Raw genomic sequence first — 24,360 nt, 5'->3', positions numbered from 1 at the left:
GGCGACTCCTTGGATTCAGTGGCCCTGGCCGTCGAGAGAGCGGTTGACCCAGATGAGGGGCAACAGACCGACCAGGACGATGACGATGGCCCCGAGCGCGCCGCGCTCGAGCATTTCGTCGGAAACGAATTGATAGACATGGGTGGCCAGGGTCTCGAAGTTGAAGGGGCGCAGCAGCAGGGCCGCCGGCAACTCCTTCATCGACTCGATAAACACCAGCATGGCACCGGCCAGCAGACCGCGCCGCACCAGAGGCAGGTGCACCCGACGCAACATGCCGACACTGCGCTCACCCAGGGTGCGCGCCGCCATGTCGAGGCTGGGGGCTATCTTGCCCATGCTGCTCTCTACCGAGCCGATAGCGATGGCGCAAAAACGCACCAGATAGCCGAAGACGATGGCGGTGAGGGTGCCGGTGAAGAGCAGGCCGGGGCCGCTCATACCGAGCCACTCGGCCAGATCGTTGATGGCAAAGTCGAGGGAGGTCAGGGGCACCAGCACACCGATGGCGAGTACGGTCCCCGGCAGGGCGTAGCCGAGGGCCGCCAGTCGCAGGGGGACCAGGCTCTTCACCCCGCCGTCGAGGCGGCGGGTGAAGAGCAGCAGCAGGGAGAGCGCCACCGCCAGCAGGGCCACCAGCCCCGAGATCATCAGGCTGTTGCCGGAGAAGCGCACGAACTCCGGCGTCCAGGAGGGGCCGGCGTAGTCGATGGCATAGTCGAGCAGGATGGCAAACGGCAGGGCGAAACCCGCCAGCACCAACCCCCAGCACCAGATAGCCGCCAGGGCGCGCCACAGCGGTGAGAGGGGATAGCAGAGGGGGGGCTCGTGACCCATTCCCTTCTGGAACACCTGACGCCGACGGCGACTGAGCCGCTCCAGGGCGATGAGTGCCGCCACCCCCACCAGCATCAGGCAGGAGAGGGCCGAGGCCGCCGATAGGCTGCCGTAGCCGAGCCAGGTGTCATAGACCGCCGTGGTGAGAGTGTTGACCGCGAAGAAGTGCACGGTGGCGAAGTCGGCCAGGGTCTCCATCGCCACCAGGGAGGCAGCCACCATGATGGCGGGCCGGGCCAGCGGCAGGCTGAGGCGACGGAAACTCTGCCAGGGGCTGCAGCCGAGCAGCCGACTCGACTGGATCAGGCTCACCGACTGCTCGAGGAAGGAGGCCCGGGTCAGCAGATAGACATAGGGAAAGAGCACCAGCGCCAGCATCCAGGCCGCTCCGCCGAGGGAGCGGATCTCGGGCAGCCGCAGCTCGGGCCCGAACCAGGTGCGCAGGGTCGCCTGCAGGGGGCCGGAAAAGTCGAGCAGATCCGTATAGACGTAGGCGACGATGTAGGAGGGCATCGCCATGGGCAGCATCAGCGCCCACTCCAGGGCACGCCGTCCCGGCACCTGGCACATGGCCACCAGCCAGGCGGTCGGCACCCCGAACAGCAGCGAGAGTGCCACCACCAGCACCATCAGCAGCAGGGTATTGGCCACGTAGGTGCCGAGCACCGTATCGACCAGATGCGAGATCACCGCCCCGTCGGCAGACGGGGCGGAAACGAAGAGGGCCACAATGGGCAAGGCCAGCAGCAAGCCCGTGAGCCAGCTGCCGGCCATCCAACCGGAATACTTCATCGGTTTCCTGACACGGGTGGGGAAAACCCCCACACCTTACAGATCGAACTTCACTTCATCCAGCAGCGTCAGGGCATCCTTGCGCAGTTTTGCGTAGTCGCTCACCGCCAGGCTGTCTGCCTTGAAGTCACCCCAGGACTTGACCAGTGCCGAGCGCTCCACCCCGACCTTGACCGGATACTCGGTGTTGAGCTCCGCATAGAGGTGCTGGGCCTCGTCACCGGAGAGGAACTCCATCAGCTTGACGGCGGCCTCCTTGTTCTTGGCGTACTTGGTCATGGCCATGCCGCTCACGTTGACATGGGCGCCGCGGTTCTGCTGGTTCGGGAAGTTGATGTAGACGGCGTCGGCCCAGGCCTTCTGGGCCGGGTCGGCCAGCATCTTGCCGAGGTAGTAGCTGTTGCCGAGCGACAGGTCGCACACCCCGTCCTTGATCGCCTTCACCTGATCCCGGTCGTTGCCCTGGGGCTTGCGGGCCAGGTTGGCCTTGACCCCTTCCAGCCACTGCTTGGCCTCGGCCTTGCCGTGGTGGGCAATCATGGAGGCGATCAGAGCCACGTTGTAGTCGTTCTTGCCGCTGCGCACGCAGATCTTGCCCTTGTATTCGGGCTTGGCCAGATCCTCATAGCTGATGGCGTCCAGCTTGCCGAGACGCTCCTTGCTGGAGTAGATGGCCCGCACCCGGGTGGTCAGGGCGAACCAGCGATCGTCAGGATCGCGCAGGGAGGCGGGGATGTTCTCCTCCAGGGTCTTGCTCTGCACCGGTTGCACCAGGTCTTTGTCCACCAGCTCGGTCAGGCGGCTGATGTCGGTGGTCAGCATCAGATCGGCCGGGGTCAGCTTGCCTTCGCGCTGCAGGCGCTCGGTCAGCCCGTCCTTGGCGAACACCAGGTTCACCTTGATGCCGCTCTCCTTCTCGAACTGCTCGATGATGGGCTTGATCAGCTCATCCTGGCGGTTGGAGTAGACGTTCACCTCTTGGGCGGCGAAGGCCGCGGGGGTCGCCACGGCAGCAAAAAACAGTGCCAGAAGAGTCTTTTTCATGATTTTGTTCCTGGATCGTTGGCGCAAGTAGCAATTATTCTCGTTTGTATTTTGCATACTCCTCTTCCCGATACAAGCCCATCCCCTTGCTGGAACCCTCTTTTTCAATCGACGACTCAATAAAACGATGACGGAGATCAAGAAGTTCGACCCGCCTCCTCCCAGGCATTACAATCCCTTCCATTCGAACAGAGCCGCAAGAACCCATGCTGATCCTCTCCAGCCGTTGCCACATCCCCGATCAAGAGCTGCAATTCCAGACCATGCGTGCCCAGGGGGCCGGCGGCCAACACGTCAACAAGACCGACTCCGCCGTCTGGCTGCGCTTTGACTACCGCGCCTCCCCCACCCTGCCAGACCACTACAAGGAGGGGCTGGATCGCCTGCGCGACAGCCGGGTACACGACGGCTTCATCCTGATCCGAAGCGAATGCCACCGCAGCCAGGAGATGAATCGCCAGGAGGCCAGAGAACGGCTGCTGCTGCTCCTGAAGAAGGCGGCCGAGCGCCCCAAGGCACGCCATGCCACCCGCCCGACCCGCGCCTCTCAGGTGCGCCGGGTCGACGCCAAGAAGCGCAAGGGGGCCATCAAGGCAGGCCGCCGCGCCCCCATGGGTGATTAAATGACCAGCTTTCAGACCCTGCTCGCCCTCGCCCAGCTGCTGGCCCTCCCCCTGCTGGTGTTGAGCCGTCACCTCCCCCTGCCGGTCGCCCTCTTCTACGTCGCCATGAGCCTGCTCACCTTTCTGGTCTATGGCTGGGACAAACGGGCCGCCCGCCTCAAGCGTCAGCGCATCCCCGAGCAGACCCTGCACACCTGGAGCTGGCTGGGCGGTTGGCCCGGCGCCCTGCTGGCACGCCAGTTCTTGCGCCACAAGTCGAGCAAGAAGGAGTACAGGCTGCCCCTGTGGCTGAGCGTGGCCGGCAACCTGCTCTTCTTCGCCGCCCTGCTGTGGTGGTGCAACCCCTGAAAACAGAAGAGCGTGGCCGGTGCCACGCTCTCTCGTCTCAGAAGATCCCCTTCTGCCTCACCTTCTGCATCTTCTCGGTCGGCGGGGCCATCTCGGCCAGGCTCAGCTCCTCGGTGGTGCTGCCCCGACTGCTCTCGACCGGGGTCGCGACGGCGCGCCCGCTCAGCCTCAGTTGTTGCAGTTGCAGCGCCTGCTGCTCGGCCAGGGCGCGCAGCCGCTCCAGCTCGCCATGCAGCCGGGCAAATTCTGCCTGTTGCGCCTCCAGCAGACTCTCAAGCCGCGCCTCCTGCGCCTCGCCGGCCACCTCCCGCTCCGTCTCCCCGCTGGCGCGGGTATGGCTCAGCAGCAGCTGGATCTGCTCTAACTGGCGGGGGGAGAAGCTCGCCTCCGGCTGTTCGGCCTCCATCCCGGGGACCCGCGGCAGCAGCTCGCAACGGAGCAACTCGGCGGTGAGCTCGGCCAGGGTCAGGGGCTCACGTCCGATAGACTCGGCCACGTGCTGACAGAGGCGCGGGCTCAACAGGTGGAGCTGCAAGCCGGCCAGGTAGACGCTGCGATGGAAGGTCCGCATGGTCATGCTGACGTCGTCCCGCTCGCTGCCACTCTGGCGCAGGCCCAGATACCACTGCTGCAGCGCGCCGGCAGCCCGCTGATCCGCCGCACTGTGCGCCGGATTGAGGTAGAGGGAGAGGTTGAGCTTCTTGCCCGGGTTCATCACTCGACCTCGAGCAGCATGGGCTCGGCCAGATCGATGGTCACCTCCTCCGCGTGGTAGAGGCAGATCTCCCGGGAGAGGGCGCTCTGGGGATTCTCTATCATCATCACCCGCTCACCCAGGGTCGGGTACGCCTCGCGGATTGCCGCCTCGATAAGGGGGGCGCCACCGCCGACCAGATAGACCCGGTTCGGATTCTTGGCGAACTTCTTCGCCTCGAAGGCGACCTGATCCCCCAACTCCTGGATCTTGGTCTCGATGCGGCGCAGGATCTCCGGGATCCGCGACTCGTCGTTGACCACGCTCTGGACGAAGGCGCTGTCGTGGCGGCGCTTGATCAGCTCGTTGGCCACCAGGTAGCTGGAGTCGCTGTCGGCCGCGGCGAGGGACTTGCGAGCGGCATCGGTCACCATGGAGACGCCGATCTCGTTGTTGCCGTAGATGGCCGAAACGTCGTCAAACTCCCCCACGATGATCCCCATGTCGAGGGTGGTGCCGCCACAGTCGATCACCAGAGACTTGGTGAACTCGTTGCAGTTGGAGTCGAGCAGATGGGAGAGCACGGCCGGCAGGCTCTCTGGCATCACCTCCACATCCACTATGCTGAACAACTCGCCCTTGTTGAGGCTGATCTCGCGCATCAGGTTGTGGCGCTTGGCCTCGATCTTCGCCTCGTTACGCTGGCAGTCATCCGGGTTGTAATACTCGGTGATGGGCAGGGTCACCACCACGCTCACCGGCCCCGGAACCAGCCCGGTCTGCAACAGGGCGTGGTGTACCGCCAGCAGGTTGAGATCGTCGTACTGATACTCGATATGGGTGGTGGAGAGGGCCTTGTCGGAGGTGGCGTCATAGGTGTACTTGGTGGTGCCTATGGTGTAGTTGAACACCTTCTGGCCCCGCAGCAGCGCCGCACTCTTCCAGTCCTTGCGAAAGGAGTTGGGAGAGACCACCGTCTTGAGCACGCCCCCTTCGATCCAGCTGACTTTGACATTGGTAGAGCCATCGTCGATGGCGAACTTGATACGGGCTTGGTTCATCGGAAGAATCTCGGCAGGTGAAATGGCGCCAGGGCGGCTTTATCGGCTACAGCGACCAGAGCGTCACTTTTCTTGAATAAAAACAGGGGGCGCAGTCTCCCGCGCCCCCTCTCGTACTCTCTCGGTGTTATTCCGCCCGAAGACGGAAGCGGACCCGCCGGCGCCGAGCCGCTGGCGGGCCGGGATCCTTACTGCAGACTCAGGGCCAGGGTCGGGTGTTCCTTGTCCTGGGCCTTGAGGGTGAAGGTGAAGCGACCGGCCTGACCCAGCTCGACGGCCAGATTACCGCCGTTCTTGCACAGGGTGACCTGCTCACCGGCCTTCAGGGTCGGGGTGTCATCGCACTTGCCGTAGTTGAGGCTGCCCCAATTGGCATCAGCGACCTTGGCCTCGGTCGTGCCCACCTTGTCGGCCGCCACCTCGGTGGCAAACTGATAGGCGTAGTTGCCGCCGAAGGCGAACTCGTTGACCGCATCCCACTGGCCCAACAGACCACGCAGATAGACCTTGGTGTTGCCAAAGGGCGGCACGGTGGCGAGATCCACCTTCTTGCCCACCGGCAGACCGCTGCGCTCGGCGCTCTGGGGCTTGACGAAGAGGGCAGCCGACCAGGGAGAGACCTTGACCACGCTCCCTTCAACCCGGGAGTCACCGGCGATGCCGGCCACGTTGTGCCTGTCGCTGAGCACCAGGGTCGAGAGGTCGATGGGCTGACCTTCGCTATCCACGAAGTTACCAACGCTCTGCTCGCTGTTGGTGGCGTTGATCACCACCAGCACCCCGTCGGCGGAGGCATCCAGATCTGCGCCGGCCTTGCTGCCGTCGTCGATGGTCATGGCGATCAGCCCAGGCACCTGACCCGGCCCCGTGTTACGGAAGTCGACCCGCTTGATCACCTCGTCACCACTGCCCAGACGCAGCAGGGGAGTGGAGTAGCGCAGACGCACCAGCTCCTGATAGAAGCCGTTGACCCGCACCATGTCGGCACCGCTCGGCTTGGCGTGCTTGGCCAGCACCTGTTCGATCAGGTCGTAGTTCCCCTCGTCCTTGTCCTTGCGCGGCAACCCCTTGTCGAAGTTGTTGTCGGTCAGGGTGTAGTCCACCTTGTTGTACCAGTCACCCGAGTCGTAGCTGTCTCGCTCCATGGACTTGGAACGCAGCAGCTCGCTGCCGGCGTGGGTGAAGGGAATGCCCTGTCCCAGCAGCACAGTGGCCAGCGAGACCCCCTGCATGCGCACCAGATCCGCCCCCTCTGGCGCCTTGTAGGCGAGGATGTCGAACAGAGTCTGGTTGTCGTGCTTGGAGACATAGTTCTGGATCTCGACAGGATCCTGGGCATAACCGGCCGCCTGACCGTTGTAGTCGATCTCGTCACCGCGCTTGGGCAGGCCATCCTTGTCGGTCAACACGAAGGCCTTGAGGTTACCGGCCATGCCGAGACGGGTCAGATCCGCCAGGTGCAGGGCCTGCTCCTTGCTCACCTTGCTCATCTCGTTGGGGTAGACGAAGGCGCCGTTGCCGAAGCCCTGGCTCTCGCGCAGGCCGTTGCCACCGTCGAAGGGGCTGCCGCCACGCACCGAGTCGCGCAGGCGATCGGAGAAGGAGCCGATGCCGGTGCCGGCCAGGTGTTTCTGGGTCGCCTGCTCAAAGCGCTTGTCGTCCCCCACCTCACCGAAGTTCCACCCCTCGCCGTAGAAGTACATCTCGGGGTTGACCTTCTTCACCGCCGCCAGGGCCTCCACCATCTGTGACTTGGGATGGTGGCCCATGAGGTCGAAGCGGAAGGCATCGACCTTGTACTCCTTGGCCCAGGTGACCAGAGAGTCTTCGATCAGCTTGGCAAACATGGCGTGTTCCGGCGCCGTGTTGGAGCAGCAGGTGGAGTTCTCGACCGCACCGGTTTCCGGATTGAGGCGTTGGTAATACCAGGGGACTATCTTGTCGAGCACCGACTTGGAGCCGAGCCCGGCCTCATTGGTGTGGTTATAGACCACGTCCATCACCACGTTCATGCCGATGTTCTGCTTGATGGACTGCACCATCTCGCGGAACTCCTTGATGCGGGTCGTCCCCTCGGCATTGGTGGCATAAGAGCCTTCCGGCACCGTGTAGTGGTAAGGGTCATAACCCCAGTTGAAGGAGTCCACCCCGCGCACGTAGCCGTAGAGGGCCTGCACCTTGGGCGAGGCCTTGCTGTCGCTCCCCTTGAGGCTCTCCAGCACCTGGCCGACGGTCTGGCCGCCCGCACAGTAGCCGGCAAACTCCGAGCTCGTCACGTCCGGATTGACCTGGCACAGCTTGCTGAAGGGATCGTCCAGATTGGCCACCTTGGCCGGATCCTCGTTGACGGTGGCGATGTCGAACACAGGCAGCAGATGAAGGTGGCTGACCCCGGCCTCGGCCAGGGACTTGAGGTGCTGCACCGGCACCGAGTTGGCCTGGGTCAGGCCGACAAACTTGCCGCGTTTGGCGGCATCGGTAGAGGCATCGTTACCGGTCAGATCCCGTACGTGGGCCTCATAGATGGTGATATCGGCCGGCTTGCTCTGGCTGTGGGGAGCCTTGAGGTCGTCCCAACCGGCAGGCTTGAGGGCCGGATCCTCGAGATCCACCACCTGGCTGAACTCGGAGTTCATGGAGAGGCTCAGGGAGTAGGGGTCCGTCACCTCATAACGTTCCAGCTTGCGGCTGATCGGGTGGTAGACCTCCATGGCGAAGCGGTAGAACTTGCCCACCAGCTCGCTGCCCCCCTGATAGCTCCAGCTGCCGCTGGCCGCGTCATAGTTCATGACCTGCTCGCCCAACGCCTGATGATTGGCGTCGTAGAGTGCCAGCTTGACCGACTTGGCCGTCGGCGCCCAGAGGCGGAAAGCCACCTTGCCATCCTTGACCTGGGCACCGTACTCCAGCCCCTTGGCGTTGCCCGCATAGAGGGCATCGAGGGCACCGGCGCTCTGCACCAGGGTCGCCCCCTGCAGTATGCCCTCGCCATCGGTCGCCAGGGCCACCAGTTCCCCCTTGAGCAGCGGCTTGAGATCCTTGCCGGCCGGCAGGCGGAAGGCCGCCTTCTCCTTGAGGTGGGGATACTTGGCCTTCTGGGCCTCGGTCAACTCGACCGGCGTCAGGCTGATATAGGGGAAGACGAACTCGCCCTTTTCGTTGGCCTGGATCGGGCCGCTATCGGAGTAGTAGAGGCGCACCAGCCCCTTATCCTTACCCCCTTCCCAGATCAGGGTCTCACCGTCGATGAGGTGGGCACTGGCCCCCGCCACCCCGAAGGCGGCGGTGAAGGCCTCGGCACGGGTGCCGTAGATCTGATCCTTGCCGGCCACGATAGCGACGGTGCGATCCGGATGCTCCGCAAACTGTACCTTGAGGTCGTTGCTCAGCTTGCCAAGGTTGCCGTCACGGGCGATGAAGTTGATGCACCCCTCGACCTTGGCCAGGGGGATCACCCAGGCCGGACCGAAGTTGTCAGACTGGATCGGGGTCTTGGACTTGTCGTTCCAGTCGCTGTTGAGGCCGGCTGGATCGGTGGCACTGCAGGCATCGTTGTTCCACAGGTGCATGCTCCAGTCGGTGTAAGGAGCATCGGCACTGCGGGCGGCGGCACGCTGGGTATCGACCAGGGCGATCACCGCCTCGTTCTTGCCGGCGGTCACCAACTCACCGGGAGGGGTCACATTGGGCAGACGGGCCACGGGACCATCTGAGGGGGGCACCACGGGAGCCGTGGTGGAGTCATTGCCGTTACATCCGGACAATAGGGCAAGCAGTGACACTGTCGCCAGTGCCACTTTGGTCTTCTTCATATCCATATTTTTATTATTCCCGCTGTAGTTTGTCTCTGGACCTGTGTGTCCATGGCCCGATGGCTCGGGCGACGACATAGTAATCAGGTGATGCGGGGGATGACCGTGATCTCTTTGGCAGAAAATCCTTTTCTATCAGCTGGATGGTGGCTTTTATCCGAAATTTGGAGATGGCTCACAGACGCGCATGAAGCGGGAGAGTTGAACTGAAAGGGTCCCTCATCCAAGGAGTGAATATGAACAGGAGCAAGGAGCAGGCGCTGCGACTGGATGAAGAGTACAGGAGTCTGTTGCGCCTCTTTACCGACTTCTGCCAGCAGGCTGGTGCCCTGGCAGAGCAGTTCGGCTTCTTCGGCTGGCCCGACTACGAGGATGCCCCGCCCCACACCCGGGACTTCACCCTGCTGGGTGAGGAGCGCACCCTGGAACTGCACTGCCATCCGGGCCCCAACGGTGAGCTGATCGGCCACATCAAGGTGCGCGATCCCAGGGGCCAGGTGCACGCCGCCCTCAGCTACCGCCCCCAGGGGGCTCTGCTGCTGGAGACGGGCCATCTGCTGGACGACCCGTCGGATCTGCTGCTCAGGCTACTGCTGGGCGCTGTCTATCACGAAGGACAGAAGGGGTGATCTCCACCGTCACATGGACCAGCTCCTCGTGGATGGCGAGCCGCTCGCGCATCTGATCGGCACTCAGGGCCTCCTCGGTCCAGAGGGAGAGCATGCAGGCATAGCTCCCCTGCCCCACCCGCCAGACGTGGAGATCCCGAATGGTGGCCCCCTCCGGGGCCTCGGCCACCAGCTCGCGGATCTCCTCCACCACGGGAGCGTCCATCTCCGCATCCAGCAGCACCCGCCCGGTCTGACGCAGTAGTCCGATCGCCCAGACCCCCACCAGGCCGGCACCGACGATCCCCATGACGGGATCGAGCCAGCTGGCCCCCCACCAGAGGCCGCCACACAGGGCCAGGATCGCCAGCACAGAGGTGGCGGCGTCGGCCAGCACGTGCAGATAGGCCGCCCTCAGGTTGAGATCCTGGTGATGATGGTGACCCTGGTCGTGATGATGCCCATGGTGGTGATCGTGGCCATGATGATGGCCATGGTGGTGATCGTGGCCATGATGATGGCCGTGGTGGTCATCCTTGAGCAACCAGGCGCAGGCCAGGTTGACCATGAGCCCCAGCACGGCGATGGCGATCGCCTGCTGGTAGTGGATCTCGCTCGGGTTAAGCAGCCGCTCGGTGGACTCCACCAGCATCAGCAGGGCGACCCCGATCAGCATCAGGGCACTGGTGAAGCCCCCCAGCACCTCTATCTTCCAGGTGCCGAAACAGAAGCGGCGATCCCGCGCGAAGTGACGGGCCGCCCGATAGGCCAGCACCGCCAGCCCGAGCGCCAGCGCGTGGGAGCTCATGTGCCAACCGTCGGCCAGCAGGGCCATGGAGTTGAACCACCAGCCGCCACCGATTTCGGCCACCATCATCACCAGGGTAAGCAGCACGGCCCAGCGGGTCTTGCGTTCGGCGAGCGGATTCCCCTCGTTGACCAGAGGGGCGTGACAGGGGAAGGGGTGGGACGACATGGTGGCTGCTCCTGCAAAGATGAAATATACTCCCCCCCAGTATATAGAGCATTGTTCGGAGCGCCTAGATGTCCCACACGATCCACGACAAGAAGAAGCTGCTGGCACGAGTACGCCGCATCAAGGGACAGGCCGGTGCACTGGAGAGCGCGCTGGAGCAAGAAACCGACTGCGGCGCCGTACTGCAGCAGATTGCCGCCATCCGCGGGGCGGTCAACGGCCTGATGCTGGAGGTGCTGGAGGGGCATCTGCGGGAACACCTGGGTGCCGAAGAGAGCACGCCGCAGCAGCGCCTGCAGGATCTGGAGAGCGTGAGCCGGGTGCTGCGCTCCTACCTGAAGTAGGGGCGCAGCACCCGCTTAGTCAAACTCCCCGTAGGGGGTGAGAGGACGGGGAGGCATGTCGAGATCCCCCTGCCAGGGCTTGAAGCTGTAGCGCAGGAAGAGGGTCCCGTGACTCGGGGCATAGTCGTCGGCCTGCTGAATATCGATACGTGCACCGATGCGCCAGTGATCGGTCAGGCGGTACTCCACCAGCCCCCCCAGGGTGTAGCCAAATCCGCTGCTGCCACCGCCGCGCTCGATGGCGTCCCGATCCGGCAGGGCTGGTGGCACCAGGCCGGAGATCGGGTAGCGTTGCGTGTCGTCACTGCGGGAGCGGGACCAGGAGAGGGAGCCGTTGACCTCCCACGACCAGTCGCTGCTGCGCTGGCGATAGCTCACCGGCAGGGAGAGGGAGAAATAACGCTGGGGGCTGTAGTAACCCCCCTGCCCCAGGGTATAGCCCCCCAGATCCCGCTGATAGTGCCACAACATGGTATTGAGACCCACGCTGGCACGCCTGTGCTCCTGATGGATGAACTTGTAGTAGCCGCCCCCCATCAGGCGGGTCCGCCAGTTGTCGGGCACATTCTCCCCGGTCAGCAGGTGCTGCTGCAGGCTGCCCCAGTAACCCACGGCCCCCCCCAGATCGTGGCTCAGATCGAGGCGAGCCCCGTTGGCCCGCACACCCCCCCACACAGTACCGGTGCCGGGATCCATGGTGCCGGCATAGGAGAGCAGGGAGCTGGTCACGGGGCGCCGGGACAGGGTGAAGGTCCACCCCAGATCCCCGAGATCGCCCTGCACCGAGGCCCCGCCGCTCCAGTCCACCACCTCGAAGCCAAGGGGGGTCGTCCCCAGATCGAAGGCCCAGCGCCCCTTGTGCCATCCGGCGGCGACCAGGGTCCCCTGAGCCTGCTGATCCCCGGGCGTGCAGAGACGCTCGACGCAGGTACCGAACTTCTCCTGCCCCGAGAAGTGACCCGCATCCATGTCAACCCGCTCTATCCGGCCAAACAGGGTGCCTCCCGCCCATGGGGTATCGAGCTGCAGCATCTGGGTGAGGGCCCGCAGATCGGACGTTCCCCCCGTGCCACTGGAGCCCCAGTAGTCGCTGTCAAACGAGACGGTGGTTTGGCTCTGGCGATAGTGGCGATCCAGATCGGCACGCAGGCTGGCGGCAAGCCACTCCTCCCCCTCACGGGCACGGGTCGCTCGCGTCAGATCCCCCTCATTCACCCCGGCATCCGGGATAAGGCCGGCGGCGGCCATGGCCTTGCGATCCAGCTCGATGGCCTGCCCGGTCTGCCCGGTGGCAAAACGCTGGCGAGCCCCGTCGCGCCAAAACAGCGCACTGTCGCGGGAAGAGGCCTGCGCCATCGACGGGGCATAGGCGGTGAAGATGGCCTCGGCCCGGGCGCTCTCTCCCAGGGCCTGATAGAGGTTGGCAACCTCGCGCCACCCCCCCGCCTCCCCAATCGGCGGCAGGGTGTCAGGCCAGGGGGGCAACCACTCTCTCGCCGCTGCCCTGTCACCACGGTCCAGCGCCAGCTCGGCGAGGCCGATACGCGCCTCAAGACTGCCGGGCTCGACCTCGAGCAGACGCCGGTAGAAGGCATCGGCCTCGGCCCCTTCCCCTCGCTGTGCGGCCCAACCGGCCAACAGCAGGAGCGCCTCGGGGTCGGGCAAGAGGGGGCGCAGATGCGCCTCGGCAGCGGCCAGCTGCCCCTCCTGATGCAAGCGTCTGGCCTCGGTCAGGGTCTGCTCTCGCTGCAACCGCCGATCCAGGGCCCCCATCTCCTCGCTCCACTGGGCTTTGGGCAGGCGCGCCAGCACCCGCCGCCCCTCCTCTGGCCTCTCCTGGCCCGAGAGATAGAGAGCCAGGGCCCGATACCAGGCCGCATCCCGGGGGTAGAGAGCAAGACCACCGCGCAACATCAGCTCGCCGCGACCGGCCTCCCCCTGCTCGGCCAGCGTGCTGGCCACCCGGTAGGTGAGCCAGGGGTCCTCCGGCGTCAGGGTCAGGGCCTGCTGGCGCAGGGCCTGTGCCCCGCTCTGCTCTCCCTGTTCTGCCAGGCTATCGGCCTGCTGCTGAAGGAGTTCGCTGCGCAGCCGCTTCCCTTGGGCGGCCAACGCCGGCGACCCCTCGATAAGGTCCAGGGCTCGCTCGGGATCCCGGGCACGATAGAGTGCAAACAACTTGAGCAGGGGACGGCTATCCCCCGGGACCAGACGGCGGGCCTGACCATAGGCCTGCTCGGCTGCCGCTTCGTCCCCCAGAGCCAGGTTGGCATCCCCGAGCCCGAGCCATCCCTCCGCCTCTTTGGCGTCGAGCCGCACCGCCTGTCGATAACGCTTGGCGGCGAGCGAGGCCTCTCCCCGTTCGAGGGCCCCGTCGGCCTGCTCCAGCAGCAACCAGTAGCGGTTGGTATCGAGCAGCCCCTGCCACTTGGCCCGGTCATCGAGACCCGGCTCGCGCAGCACCCTCTCGAACTGGGCGATGGCCAGGGCCCGCTGGTTGGCGCGGGAGTACGCCTGCCCAAGGGCACCGATCAATGCCACATCGTCGGGATTGGCGGCCAGCGCCCGCTTCAGTTCGGCCAGGCTCGCCTCCCCGGCCAGGGCTCGTTGCCGGGCCCGGAAGGCGGGTGAGGCCCACCGGCTCTGTTGCTCCTCCAGCATGGCCAGGGCCGAGGTGACCTCGTCGCCGCTGCCGAAGACGGTGATGAAGCGCTCCAGGGCGGCGATACTCGACTCCCCGACCGGCATATCCCGGATCGCCCCGAGCCAGAGGCTGGCCGCACTGCCACGGGAGAAGGGGCTCTGAGCCATCTTCTCGAGCAGGGTGAAGGCCTCCCGCTGCCGACCGTCGGCCAGCAGATGGTCGGCCAGCCCGGCCTGCAAGGCCGGCTGCCCCGGATAATCCCGGTTGAGCCGCACCAGCTCGGCCATCCCCTGGCGATGGAGCGAGGGGATGCTTGCCTGCAACAGGGCATATTCCACCGCCAGCTCCAGATTGGGGGCCTGCCCCTCTACCAGCAGGGAGCGATAGAGAGAGAGTGCCTCATCGAGACGCCCGGCCCGGCTCAGCAGGCGAGCCTGCTGCAGCTGCTGCCGTTTGGCCGGCTCGTTCAGGGCCAGGTTGGCCATCCCCTGGCGATAGAGGGGGGAATCCGGTGCCAGCTTGCCCAGCTCGCCGAGCAGGCGGCGCGCCTCATCGACCTTGCCCAATCGCAGGGCCTGGCGGGCCTGGGCCGCCAGCAATTCGCCTCTCGCCCCCTCGATCAGCGAGAGGGAGTAGAGGGAGTTGCTCACCAGATCTTCCCGTCCGGTCGCCTCCCCCAGCCGGATCTGTCCAAGCAGCCAGCTGACCGGCTCTACCTCGGCCCGCACAGACGTGCTGCCGAGCAGTGCCCCCAGCAGGCAGAGGGCACTCAGGGCTGACATGTGCCGCTCCACGCCGGTTGCAGGGTGCCGTCCGCCGCGAAGCGATAACGCCCCTGATCCCAACCCAGCCCAAACAGGGTGAGCACGCTGCCGTAGTAGGCATCGCTCCGGCTCGACTCACGGCTCGCCCGGGCACGCAGAGCCTCGGCACCCGGGGTGCCCCGGGCCAGGGGCAGCAGGGCAGCGGCGAATCCGCTCCCGCCCCGGCTCACGACCTTGCCGCTTTGCACCTCGACCCGCTCCGGCGTGCCGGTCGAATCAATGGCCTGCAGCATGGGGGAAAAATGCGCCACCAGGGCGGCGCGGGCGGGGTCGTCTGCGGCCAGCATGCCAAGCCATAGATAGACGCGGATGGCGTCATAGCTGCCCATGCCACCCTTGCCCTCGCTGGCCTGCCAGTGACCCGCAACCCAATCGACCCAGTCAGGGGCGAAGCCCTGCGGGGCGCTGCCGGTGAGGAGGGCGGGCAGGGTCTCGTGCAGCCCCTGCCAGGGCCCCCGGAAGGAGGCGAAGCGAGCCAGCAACTGGGGGGGCAGATAGCTGGGGTTGAGGGTCCAGCGCTCTCCCTGGTTAAAGCCGGTGGGGCCGGGCAACAGCACGGGACCCAGACCCGGCAGGGTAGCCACCTCCTCCCGGGCGATGCGCCTGAGTAGCATGGTACCGATGGAGGAGTAGCTGTGGTTATTCCAGAGGCGCCCTGCCTCGATCAGGCTGTAGGCGATCCAGAGATCCGAGTCGGAGGCGCTGTTGGCGTCGAGCACCCCCAGGCTGCCATCCTCCCGCTTGCCCCAGAGCCAGGCGGGCAGGAAACCGGTCAAATCCCCCCTGGCCAATTGCAGCTCTGTCCACTCCAGCAAGCGGGCGAAGGTCTCCCTGTCGTCGTTGACCAGGGCGAAGAAGAGGGCGTAACTCTGCCCCTCCGAGGTGGTGATGCGGCGCGGGTCGGAGGGATCGATCACCCGCCCCTCCTCCAGATAGCTGGCCTTGAAGTGCTCCCACTCGGGCCAGTCGCAGGCGCCCCAGGCGGGCATCATGGCAAGGCCCCACAGCAGCAGGGCACTACAGATTCGTCTCATCGCACTCATCCCTTACTCTTCCTTCAGGCGGCGGCGGCTGACACCGGCCAGCAGCAGTCTCAGGCCCCAACCCAGCAGCAGCATGCTGACCAGGCTCAGACCGGCCAGGCGCAGGGGGTGATTGGCAAAGAAGTGCCACAGGCGCTCCCACCAGGGGATATAACCCACCTCGTAGCGCTCGCCCACGGTCAGGCTGCTGACGCCCGACTCCCGGATGATGGCCACAGAGCCCCCTATCTTGTTGCGCTGGGTGGGATCCTGCAGGGCCTTGTTGAGCAGCTCGACCCCGGCCTCTCCTCCCGCCAGCAGGGCCACCAGACTGCGCTGCTCGTGGCGCGGCGACTGCAGCCCCAATATGGCGGCGATGGCGCCGTTACCGCTCATGGCGATCCTGGCCTCCGGTTGACGATCCTCGAGAGAGGCCAGCAGATCCCCCTGTGAGGGGCGACGCGGCTGGTTGACCCAGCTCTTGCCCGCCGCCAGCAGGGCATTGGGCTCGGCATCGTCACCCAGCTCCCCGGGCAAGGCACCGATGAGCAGGGTATCGAGATCTGCCTCCCTGGCCTGCTCCCAGTCATCCACCAGGCGCACCGAGAGCGCCGGATACCCGGTCTCGGCGCCGATGGCCCCCAGGATATCGAGCAGAGTAGTGATCTGCCCCGGCAGGGGTCTGGCCGGCATCAGGATCTGGCTCTCGGAGAGATCGGCCAGACGGCTGAAGGGGAAGCCGGCCCCGGCAAACACCTTGAGGTTGGGCATCTCGATGAAGTGGCGATAGCCGGTGAGATCCAGGGTCGAGCCCTCGTCGATCCGCACCCGCTGGGGGGGCGGCACTATGGTGTCGCAGCGGCCGTCCGAGTTCCCCCCGATGACACGATCGGCGTATTGAAACACGAAGTTGAGCCGGTTGGGCTGGGCCACCTTGAGACCCGGCATGCGCAGGGCTCGGGCATCATCGTCTCCGGCCAGCCAGAGGGGCAGGGTCAGCATCTGCTCCCCCTTGAGCGCCTCGGGCTCGAGGGCATAGGAGCGGATGAACTGATCGTTGACCGCCAGATCCAGCCGCGAGCCATCCCGACTGAGGGGGGCCGTGTTGTGGTAGCGCAGATCCATCTTGATGCCGCGGCTCGCGAGCAGATAGAGGTCCGGCGGCAGGCGCAGGGTCAACGCGAGAGGCCAGGGCTGTGCCCCGCTCGCCTGCAACTGCCCCTCATATTCGACCAGCTCGCCGAAACGGACCGGACGATCCAGCCTGAGCCAGTTGGGCGCATCGTAGGGCTGACGCGGCGCCAGGGGAGTCAGGTAGTCGACCCGCACGCTCTGGCCGCGCAGCAGCACATTGCCCTGAGCGATGGCCCGACTGGCGGTGAGCAGATCCTCTCCGTGGCGCCCGAGCACCAGCAACAGCTTCACATAGGGGTTATCCGGCGAGCTGATCATGTCGATGGTGGGCCCATCCACCTTGGGGTAGTCGGCCAGGAAGGGGGGGCGCTGCTCGTTGGTGGCGAAGATGACCCCGTTTCGCTCGGGCAATTGGTCGATCAGCACCGGAAAGTGCTGGCCACGCCAGTCGGCCCGGGTACCAAACCAGGAGGCCAGCACCCCGGCCGCCTGCTGCTCGATGAGGGGCACGGCACCGCTGAAGACCATGGGGAGCACCAACTTGCCCTGATCCCGGGTATCGAGGAAGGGCATGGGAAAGAAGGAGAGCTCGTTGCGCACCGGCAGGGTCTGCAGGGTGAGGCTCAACTTGCTGTCCCGGTTGACGTTGAGCCAGAGGGCGCTGCTCGCCGGGTTCTCGCACACCTTCTGGTAGTGACCGATAAAGTCAAAACGGAGACGGTTGAAATCCTTGGCATAACGGGGATCGAGCGGGATCCGCGCATGACTGCGCTGCCCCAGCTGCTCCTTCATCAGGGGGGTGACCCCCATCAGTTCGTCATTCAGGTAGACCTTGACCTGGGAGAGCAGGGGGAGCAGCGAGGGAGAGGGGGTGTAATCGAGATCCAGCGTGGCACCGGTCACCACCTGATCCCGGCGTACGGTGAAATCGGCCAGCCCGTCGGGCCGCGTACCCAACAGGGAGAGGGTTCCCGGGGTCGCGGCGATCTGCTTCAGGGTCAGCTCCCGTTGCTCTACCGGTGGCGGCACCTGGGCCTGTGGACCGATGGCGTCGGCCCGGGCCGGCCCGTGCATAAGCAGCAGTAGCGGGAGGAGATAGGCTTGTCGGTTCATCATCCTTTCACTGTTTCAAGGGTCGGAGCCTGAGACCGGAAATCCGGCGAGACGCGACGGGGCAAGAAGGAAAATAGCCAGCGAACCAGTTTTTCGCTGGCGATGCAGAAGGGGGCCAGGAAGCTGCTGCGCAGCAGGCGCCAGTAGGCACTCCACCCGAGCCGGGTAATGTCGATCAGGCTGTGCAGGGGGCGATCCCGGCCGAGTCGCTCCTGCCAGAGTGACCAGGTATCGGCACGGGCAAAGGTGCACTGGATAAAGGCGATATGCTGCTCCCGGGTCATGGGGGCCAGCTCCAGCCCCAACTTTTTCCCCATCACCCGGCGCACCCGGGCGGCAAAGAGCGACTCGCGCAGGCCGTTTCGCAGCAGCAGCCACACCGCTTCACGACCGTCCAGAACAAGCTCGTGCTCCAGCTCCAGACCGACCCCACCGTTGGAATAATCCTTCAGGACGCAGGGATAGAGGTGTCCGCTCGCCAGCCGGATCGCCGCCGGCATCGCCATCTCGACCCTGGGATTGGCCCGCACCTGACGCGACTCGAAGGCCACCGCCAACGCGCCGCCCAGTATGGTCATGTTGTAGAGCACCCAGAGCATGCCAAGGAGCAGGGTCGGTATCTCGCCGGGCAGACCGGTGGCGATACGCCAGACCCCAAAGCCGAGGCCGCAGAGGTTAAGCAGCACCAGCAGCAGGTAGGGACGAGAGACCTCCAGGTCCAGGTAGACCTCGTCGGTCATCCCCCCCTTGGCGGTCACGTTGAACTTCCCCTTGTGGGGGGCGAACAGGGCGACCGTGGTGGGACGGGCGATATACCAGGCCAGAACCGTCTCGTACACCTCTCCCCAGAAGGAGTGGCGTACCTTGCCCTGCAACCGGGAGTTGGTGAGGGCACTGTGGAAGATGTGCGGCAGCATGTAGAGGGCGATGGCCCCGGCCGGTGCATAGATGATGTAGGCGTGCAGGATGAGGAACGCCAGCGGTGCCGTCAGGAAGATGAGGCGCGGGATCCCCGACATGAAGTGGAGCATGGCGTTGAAATAACAGAGCCGTTGCCCCAGGTTAAGCCCCTTGCCAAACAAGGGGTTATCCAGACGCAGTATCTGTACCATGCCGCGCGCCCAGCGGATGCGCTGGCCGATGTGGGCCGACAGACTCTCGGTGGCGAGCCCCGCCGCCTGGGGGATGCGGATATAGGCCGAGGTATAGCCGAGACGGTGCAGCCGCAGGGAGGTGTGGGCATCCTCGGTCACCGTCTCCACCGCGATGCCGCCGATCTCGTCCAGCGCCGAGCGTTTGATAACGGCACAGGATCCGCAGAAGAAGCTGGCATCCCAAGTGTCGTTGCCATCCTGAATGAGGCCGTAGAAGAGCGCCCCCTCGTTGGGCATCTTGCGAAAACGGCTCAGATTGCGCTCGAACGGGTCGGCCGAGAAGAAGTGGTGGGGCGTCTGCACCAGGGCCAGGGAGGGGTCCTTGAAGAACCACCCCACCGTCATCTGCAGGAAGGAGCGGGTCGGCAGGTGGTCGCAGTCGAAGATGGCCACCAGATCCCCGCTCGCCTGCTTGAGGGCGTGGTTGATGTTGCCCGCCTTGGCGTGCTCATGGGTGGTGCGCGCCACATAACGGATCCCCGCCTCCTCGGCGAAGTCGCGAAACGCCGGGCGATCCCCGTCGTCGAGCAGCCAGATGGTGAGCTTATCCCTGGGCCAGTCCAGCGCCAACGCCCCGTAGACGGTCCCCTTCACGATGGCGAGGTCCTCGTTATAGGTGGGGATCATCAGATCCACCGAGGGCCACAGGCTCTGATCGAGCGGCAAGGGCGCGGGCGGCCGATGCAGGGGCCAGGCGGTCTGCCAGTAGCCAAGCAGCAGCACCACCCAGGCGTAGGTCTCGGCGAAGAGCAGCAGCAGGCCGCAGCCCAGGCTGACCGGGTCGAGCCAGTCCAGGGTCGAGGTATAGCGCCACCAGATGTAGCGGCAGGAGATGATGATAGAGAGGATCATCAGCATCAGCATGGGGTAGCGACCGGGGATGGCCCGCAACACCAGGGCCATGGTCGCCAGCGACAGCACGAACACCAGCTGGGCCAGGGCATCGAAGGGTTGGGTGATGCAGAGCAGGCTGAGCAGCCCGGCCAAGGTGCAGAAGAGGCCGGCCTTCCAGCGGGCGACCCTGGGCCCCTCCACGGCGGCCGAGACCCCCTTGCGCTCGAAGCGGGCCAGATAGCGACCCAATGCGCCGGTGAATGCCTGCCAGGCCCGCTGCCACGATGACGGCCAACGCAGTGGACGGGAGATGGGGCGGCGCACCAGCAGCCAGCAGAGCTGGATCAGGGCGCGCAGGGGATCCCCCGAGCGGGGGCGACCGAGTTGGGGAAAGAGAGCCGTTCTGTGCCGGCGCAGCCACTGCCAACCGGGGCGCTCAAGGGGAAACAGGCTCCAGGCGAGCAGCCCGAGCAGGGTGAGCAGCAGGCTCCAGCTGCGCGAGGCCCCCTGCTCCCGCCCATGCCGGTAACGCTGCCGGCACCAGAGCAGGGCATGGGGCCGAAACAGCAGCCTCAGCACTGTGCCCCCTCGGGGCTCAGGCACCACTGTGCCAGCGCCGTCAGCTCCCGGTTCACCAGGCTATCCGGGGCATGCTCCCCCACCGGCAGCTTGAGCGCCATCGCCTCGGCCATCGCCTCATCCCGGTGTAGCCGCATGTTGAGCAGGGGCAGCTTCGCCTGTTGCCACAGCTCCATCAGCTCCTGCTGCAGGGCCCGGCTACTGTCGAACTGGGTGACCAGCAGGCGTTCCGTCGCCTCAAACTGATGCTGAAACAGGCGCACATGGCAGTTGGCATCCCCGTGGACCAGGGTCAGTCGGCGATCCGCCGCCGCCACGCCCCCCACCGGCAAGTCGAGCAGCAACAGGTCATAGCCCGAGATGGCCGAGAGCCAGGCCGGTGAGCCCTGCTCGCCCCCCTGACCGCGGGGCAGCAGGTCCAGTCCGGGTTGCCAGGTGTGCAACGCCTGTTGCCACTGGCTGGCCGGGTCGGCGAGCGAGCACCACCCGGCAGTGTCGATGGAGAGACCAAAATGCAGCGCCAGCTGATTATTCGGGCACAGGCCCAGGGCCAGCACACGGCGCCCGGCCTGCCAGGCCGCATGGGCGATCCCGGCCACGGTCGCGCTGGTTCCCACTCCGCCACGCAGGCCATTGAGGGCAATGGTGATCACCGTCTATTCCTCATATCCAGCTCTCCCAGCAGGGGGTAGCGACGCCGCAGGGCCTCGAGCCGCTCCTCCTGCGCCACGTCGTGATAATCCAGAGAGACGCCAAAGGCCTCCTGCACGATGGCGATGTCTGTGATGTGATCCCCCTCGACCGTGACGCCGAAGGGGGAGAGGGGTCGCCCCTGCATAGAGACCTCCGTCAACGGGGATAGGGGACCCACTCCCCCTTCCCGAGCTTGATGTAGTTCTTATCCTGATACTCGATCACGGTAGCCCCCTGGTTCTCTGCAACCCAGGGAGTCTCTGGCAGCCCCTTCAGCAGGGTGCTCCAGTCGATCTTCTCCTTGTCGAACCAGTTGTCCCCCACCAGACGGGAGACCAGTTCCGAGACGGCCAGGTAGCTGCTCGGGGCGTCGACGTAATGGACCTCCTGGGGGCGTTCACGGGTCCCGATCAGGGCGACACCCACGGGCACCCGAGTGATGGCGGGGCTGGGGATGTCCCGCAGGCCCGACATCTGCATCCGATCGCCGGTCAGGGCGGCACCGTGCTCCGGCACCAGTAACACGACCACCTTGCGTCCCGACTGCTCCAGCGCCGTCAGGAAACGATCCAGTTGATCGAGCATATTTTTGAGCCTGGCCTTGTAAGGAGCCGGCTGACGGTTGGCTGCATAACGATTGCCGTCGTGCAATGCGATCAGATTGAAGAAGGTGACATTGCGCTTGGCCTGGCTCCCGGCCCGTTGATCCAGCCAGCGCTGGAACAGGGCATCGTCCCGATAGATGGGCTCACCGTCGAACGAGGTCAGGTCATGGGGCAAGCCATCCCGTTTCATGGGGGTCACCTGCAAGCCAGCATACTCACTCAGCTCCTTGAGGTAGTTGCCGAAGGCGCCCGAGTGATCCATGGCCACCTGCTGCTCGAATCCGAGAGCGGCCAGGTTCTCCATCAGCAGGCACTGGCGGGGAGCGGCGCCGTAGAGATCCGAGTGAGCAGGTTGGCCACAGCTGGCACGCAACAAACGGATCGAGGCAGGTCCGCTGTAGGAGGTGGCGGAGTTAAAGTGCTTGAAGAAGATGTCGAAGTGGCGCCCGACCGGATGTGTGGTCAGATCGCTCGCCTCCACATCGCTCCAGGCGAGGGAGCAGATGTTGATGATGAGCACGTCGAAGGGGGTGGCATCGCTCGGCAGGCTGGTCGGAAAGGTCACCCGCCGCCCCTGCTCCTCCGCATAAAAGCTGTTGAGATAGGCGCCGAGGTTCTCGCTGGTAGGGGGCGCACTCTCGTCGACCTGCAGTTTGATCCCCTGCTGCTCGGTAGATTCAACCTTGTCGGCTGACTGAGCCACCACCTTGCCGGTCGCGGGCCGGGTAGGAAGTTGAGGCGCCAGCCAGAGCCAGCCCAGAGCCAGCACAATCCAGGGGGTAAAGCGCAACCATTGGGCCAGGAAGAGGTAGGCCACTCCCATGACGAACCCAATGCCCACCATATCCCAGTTGATGAAGCGCCCCAGCAGCTCCATCAGGTAGGCAAACGAGAACGAAAAGAGCTGCCCCCCCTGACTCATGATGCTGTCGATGCCCGGCAACCAGGTGTCGTGGTAGAGCAGGACAACGCCAAGAGGCAGCGCCAGCCAGTGGCGAACCCTCCGCCAGGCCGGTCTCGACAGGGGCAGCAGCAGAAAGGCCAGAAAGACCAGGTTTGGCAGGGGGTGATAGTTGAGATAGCCGGCCCAGAGCAGCGCCAGCTTGCCCATGAAGTAGAGGTTCCATCCCCCCAGACCTTGCCACTCCTGCCAGGGAGACGGAGGGAAGTGCGTTTGTCGAGTCATAAGGGGAGGGTCACCTCTCGCTGGCCGGCCCGAAGTGGGCAGAGACAGGTTGTGTCGTGCCTATGGATACATGAGTCATCTCATTATGCCTGTTTTTATCAATATCATCAGATTGTTATGGAGTAAGAGTGTGAGCCGTGTCTGCGATATTGGCAGACTTGTGACCGGCCCGGGATTACGCCATGATGTCAGCCCCGGCCGGAGGCCGGCGAAGTGAACAGCCACAGCAAGGACCCCCCATGTTTGAACACGTCGATGCCTACCCGGGCGATCCCATCCTGACCCTGGTCGAAACCTTCCACAAAGACCCCCGTGAGCAGAAGGTCAACCTCGGTATTGGCCTCTACTATGACGAGCAGGGGCGTATTCCTCTGCTCCCCTCGGTGCAGCAGGCGGAGGCCCGGCGTGCCGCTGCTCCGGCCCCGCGCCCCTACCTGCCGATGGAGGGGGCCGCCAACTACCGGACCGCCGTCCAGCAGCTGCTGTTCGGTGCTGACCATGAGGCGGTCCAGGCCGGCCGTATCGCAACCATCCAGACCATAGGTGGCTCCGGTGCCCTGAAGATCGGTGCCGACTTCCTCAAGCGCTACTTCCCGGGCTCCGAGGTGTGGGTGAGCGATCCCACCTGGGACAACCACAAGGCCATGTTCGAGGGTGCCGGCATCAGGGTGCACGACTACCCCTACTATGATGCCGACACCGGTGGCGTGCGCTTCGATGCCATGCTGGCCTGCCTGGAGAGCCTGCCGGTGCGCAGCATAGTGTTGTTGCACCCCTGTTGCCACAACCCGACCGGGGTGGATCTCACTCGCGAGCAATGGGACAGCGTCATCGCCCTCATCGTTGAGAAGAACCTGATCCCCTTTATGGACATCGCCTATCAGGGCTTCGGTGATGGTCTGGAGGAGGACGCCTACGCCATCCGCGCCATGGCCGACGCCGGAGTCAGCTTCTTCGTCAGCAACTCGTTTTCCAAAAACCTCTCCTTCTACGGCGAGCGCTGTGGCGGCCTGTCTGTGGTCTGCCAGGATGGCGACGAGGCCGCCCGGGTGCTGGGCCAGATGAAGGCGACCGTGCGCCGCAACTACTCCAGCCCCCCCACCCACGGTGGCCAGATCACCGCGGCCGTGATGACCCAGCCCGACCTGCACGCCCTCTGGGTGGACGAGGTGACCGAGATGCGCACCCGCATCAAGGGGATGCGCGAGAAGCTCTACAGCGTGCTCAGCGCCAGGGTACCGGGACGCGATTTTGGCTACTTCATTCGCCAGCGCGGCATGTTCAGCTACACAGGGCTCACCCCCGAGCAGGTGGATCGCCTGCGCGAGGAGCACGCCGTCTATCTGGTGCGCTCCGGACGCATGTGTGTGGCGGGGCTCAACAGCGCTAATGTGGAGTACGTGGCCGACGCCATCGCCGCCGTACTGAGCTAAGCC

The 24,360-nt window shown here is 65.1% G+C and carries 18 protein-coding genes; 5 read left to right on the top strand and 13 right to left on the bottom strand.

Annotation, left to right across the window (positions count from 1 at the left end):
- Nucleotides 1-15 precede the first annotated feature (15 nt).
- Both AB5Y48_RS16880 and AB5Y48_RS16875 read right to left on the bottom strand, forming a co-directional pair.
- Nucleotides 16-1,629 (bottom strand): ABC transporter permease, encoded by a 1,614-nt coding sequence (locus AB5Y48_RS16880; protein ID WP_368165221.1) that lies wholly within the window; start codon nt 1,627-1,629, stop codon nt 16-18.
- A gap of 36 nt (nt 1,630-1,665) precedes the next feature.
- Nucleotides 1,666-2,673 (bottom strand): Fe(3+) ABC transporter substrate-binding protein, encoded by a 1,008-nt coding sequence (locus AB5Y48_RS16875; protein WP_050665747.1) that lies wholly within the window; start codon nt 2,671-2,673, stop codon nt 1,666-1,668.
- 206 nt (nt 2,674-2,879) lie between these two features.
- Here AB5Y48_RS16875 and arfB point away from each other — a divergent pair, with 206 nt between their 5' ends.
- Both arfB and AB5Y48_RS16865 read left to right on the top strand, forming a co-directional pair.
- Nucleotides 2,880-3,296 carry an alternative ribosome rescue aminoacyl-tRNA hydrolase ArfB gene (arfB, locus tag AB5Y48_RS16870; protein WP_050665746.1) on the top strand — a complete coding sequence of 139 codons (417 nt, stop codon included), beginning with the start codon at nt 2,880-2,882 and terminating at the stop codon, nt 3,294-3,296.
- Complete coding sequence (locus AB5Y48_RS16865; protein WP_136612721.1) at nt 3,297-3,644, top strand: DUF1294 domain-containing protein; 348 nt, start codon at nt 3,297-3,299, stop codon at nt 3,642-3,644.
- A 37-nt stretch (nt 3,645-3,681) separates the two neighbouring features.
- Here the strand turns inward: AB5Y48_RS16865 and AB5Y48_RS16860 are convergent, their stop codons facing one another.
- The 3 genes from AB5Y48_RS16860 to pulA form a co-directional block, all read right to left on the bottom strand.
- A complete protein-coding gene (locus tag AB5Y48_RS16860) occupies nt 3,682-4,359 on the bottom strand; it encodes a hypothetical protein (RefSeq protein WP_060583685.1) in 678 nt (225 codons plus the stop codon).
- Nucleotides 4,359-5,399, bottom strand: coding sequence for a plasmid segregation protein ParM domain-containing protein (gene parM, locus AB5Y48_RS16855; protein ID WP_224160749.1), 1,041 nt, complete (start codon nt 5,397-5,399; stop codon nt 4,359-4,361). Before parM ends, AB5Y48_RS16860 begins: the two co-directional genes overlap by 1 nt.
- Before the next feature lie 188 nt (nt 5,400-5,587).
- Nucleotides 5,588-9,217: a pullulanase-type alpha-1,6-glucosidase gene (gene pulA, locus AB5Y48_RS16850; RefSeq protein WP_368165219.1), complete on the bottom strand. Its 3,630-nt coding sequence runs from the start codon at nt 9,215-9,217 to the stop codon at nt 5,588-5,590.
- 230 nt (nt 9,218-9,447) lie between these two features.
- Between pulA and AB5Y48_RS16845 the strand changes: the two genes are divergently transcribed.
- Nucleotides 9,448-9,840 (top strand): hypothetical protein, encoded by a 393-nt coding sequence (locus AB5Y48_RS16845; RefSeq protein ID WP_050665743.1) that lies wholly within the window; start codon nt 9,448-9,450, stop codon nt 9,838-9,840.
- Here the strand turns inward: AB5Y48_RS16845 and dmeF are convergent.
- Nucleotides 9,794-10,795 (bottom strand): CDF family Co(II)/Ni(II) efflux transporter DmeF, encoded by a 1,002-nt coding sequence (gene dmeF / locus AB5Y48_RS16840; RefSeq protein WP_368165217.1) that lies wholly within the window; start codon nt 10,793-10,795, stop codon nt 9,794-9,796. The genes AB5Y48_RS16845 and dmeF overlap by 47 nt on opposite strands.
- Nucleotides 10,796-10,863: 68 nt before the next feature.
- Between dmeF and AB5Y48_RS16835 the strand changes: the two genes are divergently transcribed.
- Nucleotides 10,864-11,139: a metal/formaldehyde-sensitive transcriptional repressor gene (locus AB5Y48_RS16835; RefSeq protein WP_136612719.1), complete on the top strand. Its 276-nt coding sequence runs from the start codon at nt 10,864-10,866 to the stop codon at nt 11,137-11,139.
- A 15-nt stretch (nt 11,140-11,154) separates the two neighbouring features.
- Here AB5Y48_RS16835 and bcsC read toward each other — a convergent pair whose 3' ends face one another.
- Genes bcsC through bcsG form a run of 7 tightly spaced genes read right to left on the bottom strand, consistent with a single transcriptional unit; the run spans nt 11,155 to nt 22,924 of the window.
- On the bottom strand, nt 11,155-14,562 hold the full coding sequence (gene bcsC, locus AB5Y48_RS16830; RefSeq protein ID WP_368165216.1) for a cellulose synthase complex outer membrane protein BcsC: 3,408 nt from the start codon (nt 14,560-14,562) through the stop codon (nt 11,155-11,157).
- The gene (bcsZ, locus tag AB5Y48_RS16825; protein WP_368165214.1) at nt 14,550-15,638 is read right to left on the bottom strand and encodes a cellulose synthase complex periplasmic endoglucanase BcsZ; all 1,089 of its coding nucleotides are present in this window, start codon (nt 15,636-15,638) and stop codon (nt 14,550-14,552) included. Before bcsZ ends, bcsC begins: the two co-directional genes overlap by 13 nt.
- 12 nt (nt 15,639-15,650) lie before the next feature.
- The gene (gene bcsB, locus AB5Y48_RS16820; RefSeq protein WP_368165212.1) at nt 15,651-17,873 is read right to left on the bottom strand and encodes a cellulose biosynthesis cyclic di-GMP-binding regulatory protein BcsB; all 2,223 of its coding nucleotides are present in this window, start codon (nt 17,871-17,873) and stop codon (nt 15,651-15,653) included.
- A complete protein-coding gene (gene bcsA / locus AB5Y48_RS16815; protein ID WP_368165211.1) occupies nt 17,873-20,440 on the bottom strand; it encodes a UDP-forming cellulose synthase catalytic subunit in 2,568 nt (855 codons plus the stop codon). Before bcsA ends, bcsB begins: the two co-directional genes overlap by 1 nt.
- Nucleotides 20,434-21,093 (bottom strand): cellulose synthase operon protein YhjQ/BcsQ, encoded by a 660-nt coding sequence (locus tag AB5Y48_RS16810; protein WP_050665737.1) that lies wholly within the window; start codon nt 21,091-21,093, stop codon nt 20,434-20,436. Before AB5Y48_RS16810 ends, bcsA begins: the two co-directional genes overlap by 7 nt.
- Nucleotides 21,090-21,278 (bottom strand): cellulose biosynthesis protein BcsR, encoded by a 189-nt coding sequence (bcsR, locus tag AB5Y48_RS16805; protein ID WP_082177933.1) that lies wholly within the window; start codon nt 21,276-21,278, stop codon nt 21,090-21,092. Before bcsR ends, AB5Y48_RS16810 begins: the two co-directional genes overlap by 4 nt.
- 11 nt (nt 21,279-21,289) lie before the next feature.
- Nucleotides 21,290-22,924 carry a cellulose biosynthesis protein BcsG gene (gene bcsG / locus AB5Y48_RS16800; RefSeq protein WP_368165210.1) on the bottom strand — a complete coding sequence of 545 codons (1,635 nt, stop codon included), beginning with the start codon at nt 22,922-22,924 and terminating at the stop codon, nt 21,290-21,292.
- 239 nt (nt 22,925-23,163) lie between these two features.
- Here bcsG and AB5Y48_RS16795 point away from each other — a divergent pair, with 239 nt between their 5' ends.
- Nucleotides 23,164-24,357 carry an amino acid aminotransferase gene (locus tag AB5Y48_RS16795; protein WP_224161781.1) on the top strand — a complete coding sequence of 398 codons (1,194 nt, stop codon included), beginning with the start codon at nt 23,164-23,166 and terminating at the stop codon, nt 24,355-24,357.
- Nucleotides 24,358-24,360 lie beyond the last annotated feature (3 nt).

The sequence above is a fragment of the Aeromonas sp. R6-2 genome (assembly GCF_040908155.1).
Lineage (GTDB): Bacteria > Pseudomonadota > Gammaproteobacteria > Enterobacterales > Aeromonadaceae > Aeromonas > Aeromonas schubertii.
Note: the sequence above shows the minus strand (reverse complement) of the source record. Positions and strands in the feature narration are given on the sequence as shown.

What these genes read in the sequence shown, in the direction of transcription:
- AB5Y48_RS16880 (WP_368165221.1), bottom strand. Translation starts at nt 1,629, where the DNA reads ATGAAGTATTCCGGTTGGATGGCCGGCAGCTGGCTCACGGGCTTGCTG.
- AB5Y48_RS16875 (WP_050665747.1), bottom strand. Translation starts at nt 2,673, where the DNA reads ATGAAAAAGACTCTTCTGGCACTGTTTTTTGCTGCCGTGGCGACCCCC.
- arfB (WP_050665746.1), top strand. Translation starts at nt 2,880, where the DNA reads ATGCTGATCCTCTCCAGCCGTTGCCACATCCCCGATCAAGAGCTGCAA.
- AB5Y48_RS16865 (WP_136612721.1), top strand. Translation starts at nt 3,297, where the DNA reads ATGACCAGCTTTCAGACCCTGCTCGCCCTCGCCCAGCTGCTGGCCCTC.
- AB5Y48_RS16860 (WP_060583685.1), bottom strand. Translation starts at nt 4,359, where the DNA reads ATGAACCCGGGCAAGAAGCTCAACCTCTCCCTCTACCTCAATCCGGCG.
- parM (WP_224160749.1), bottom strand. Translation starts at nt 5,399, where the DNA reads ATGAACCAAGCCCGTATCAAGTTCGCCATCGACGATGGCTCTACCAAT.
- pulA (WP_368165219.1), bottom strand. Translation starts at nt 9,217, where the DNA reads ATGGATATGAAGAAGACCAAAGTGGCACTGGCGACAGTGTCACTGCTT.
- AB5Y48_RS16845 (WP_050665743.1), top strand. Translation starts at nt 9,448, where the DNA reads ATGAACAGGAGCAAGGAGCAGGCGCTGCGACTGGATGAAGAGTACAGG.
- dmeF (WP_368165217.1), bottom strand. Translation starts at nt 10,795, where the DNA reads ATGTCGTCCCACCCCTTCCCCTGTCACGCCCCTCTGGTCAACGAGGGG.
- AB5Y48_RS16835 (WP_136612719.1), top strand. Translation starts at nt 10,864, where the DNA reads ATGTCCCACACGATCCACGACAAGAAGAAGCTGCTGGCACGAGTACGC.
- bcsC (WP_368165216.1), bottom strand. Translation starts at nt 14,562, where the DNA reads ATGTCAGCCCTGAGTGCCCTCTGCCTGCTGGGGGCACTGCTCGGCAGC.
- bcsZ (WP_368165214.1), bottom strand. Translation starts at nt 15,638, where the DNA reads ATGAGACGAATCTGTAGTGCCCTGCTGCTGTGGGGCCTTGCCATGATG.
- bcsB (WP_368165212.1), bottom strand. Translation starts at nt 17,873, where the DNA reads ATGAACCGACAAGCCTATCTCCTCCCGCTACTGCTGCTTATGCACGGG.
- bcsR (WP_082177933.1), bottom strand. Translation starts at nt 21,278, where the DNA reads ATGCAGGGGCGACCCCTCTCCCCCTTCGGCGTCACGGTCGAGGGGGAT.
- bcsG (WP_368165210.1), bottom strand. Translation starts at nt 22,924, where the DNA reads ATGACTCGACAAACGCACTTCCCTCCGTCTCCCTGGCAGGAGTGGCAA.
- AB5Y48_RS16795 (WP_224161781.1), top strand. Translation starts at nt 23,164, where the DNA reads ATGTTTGAACACGTCGATGCCTACCCGGGCGATCCCATCCTGACCCTG.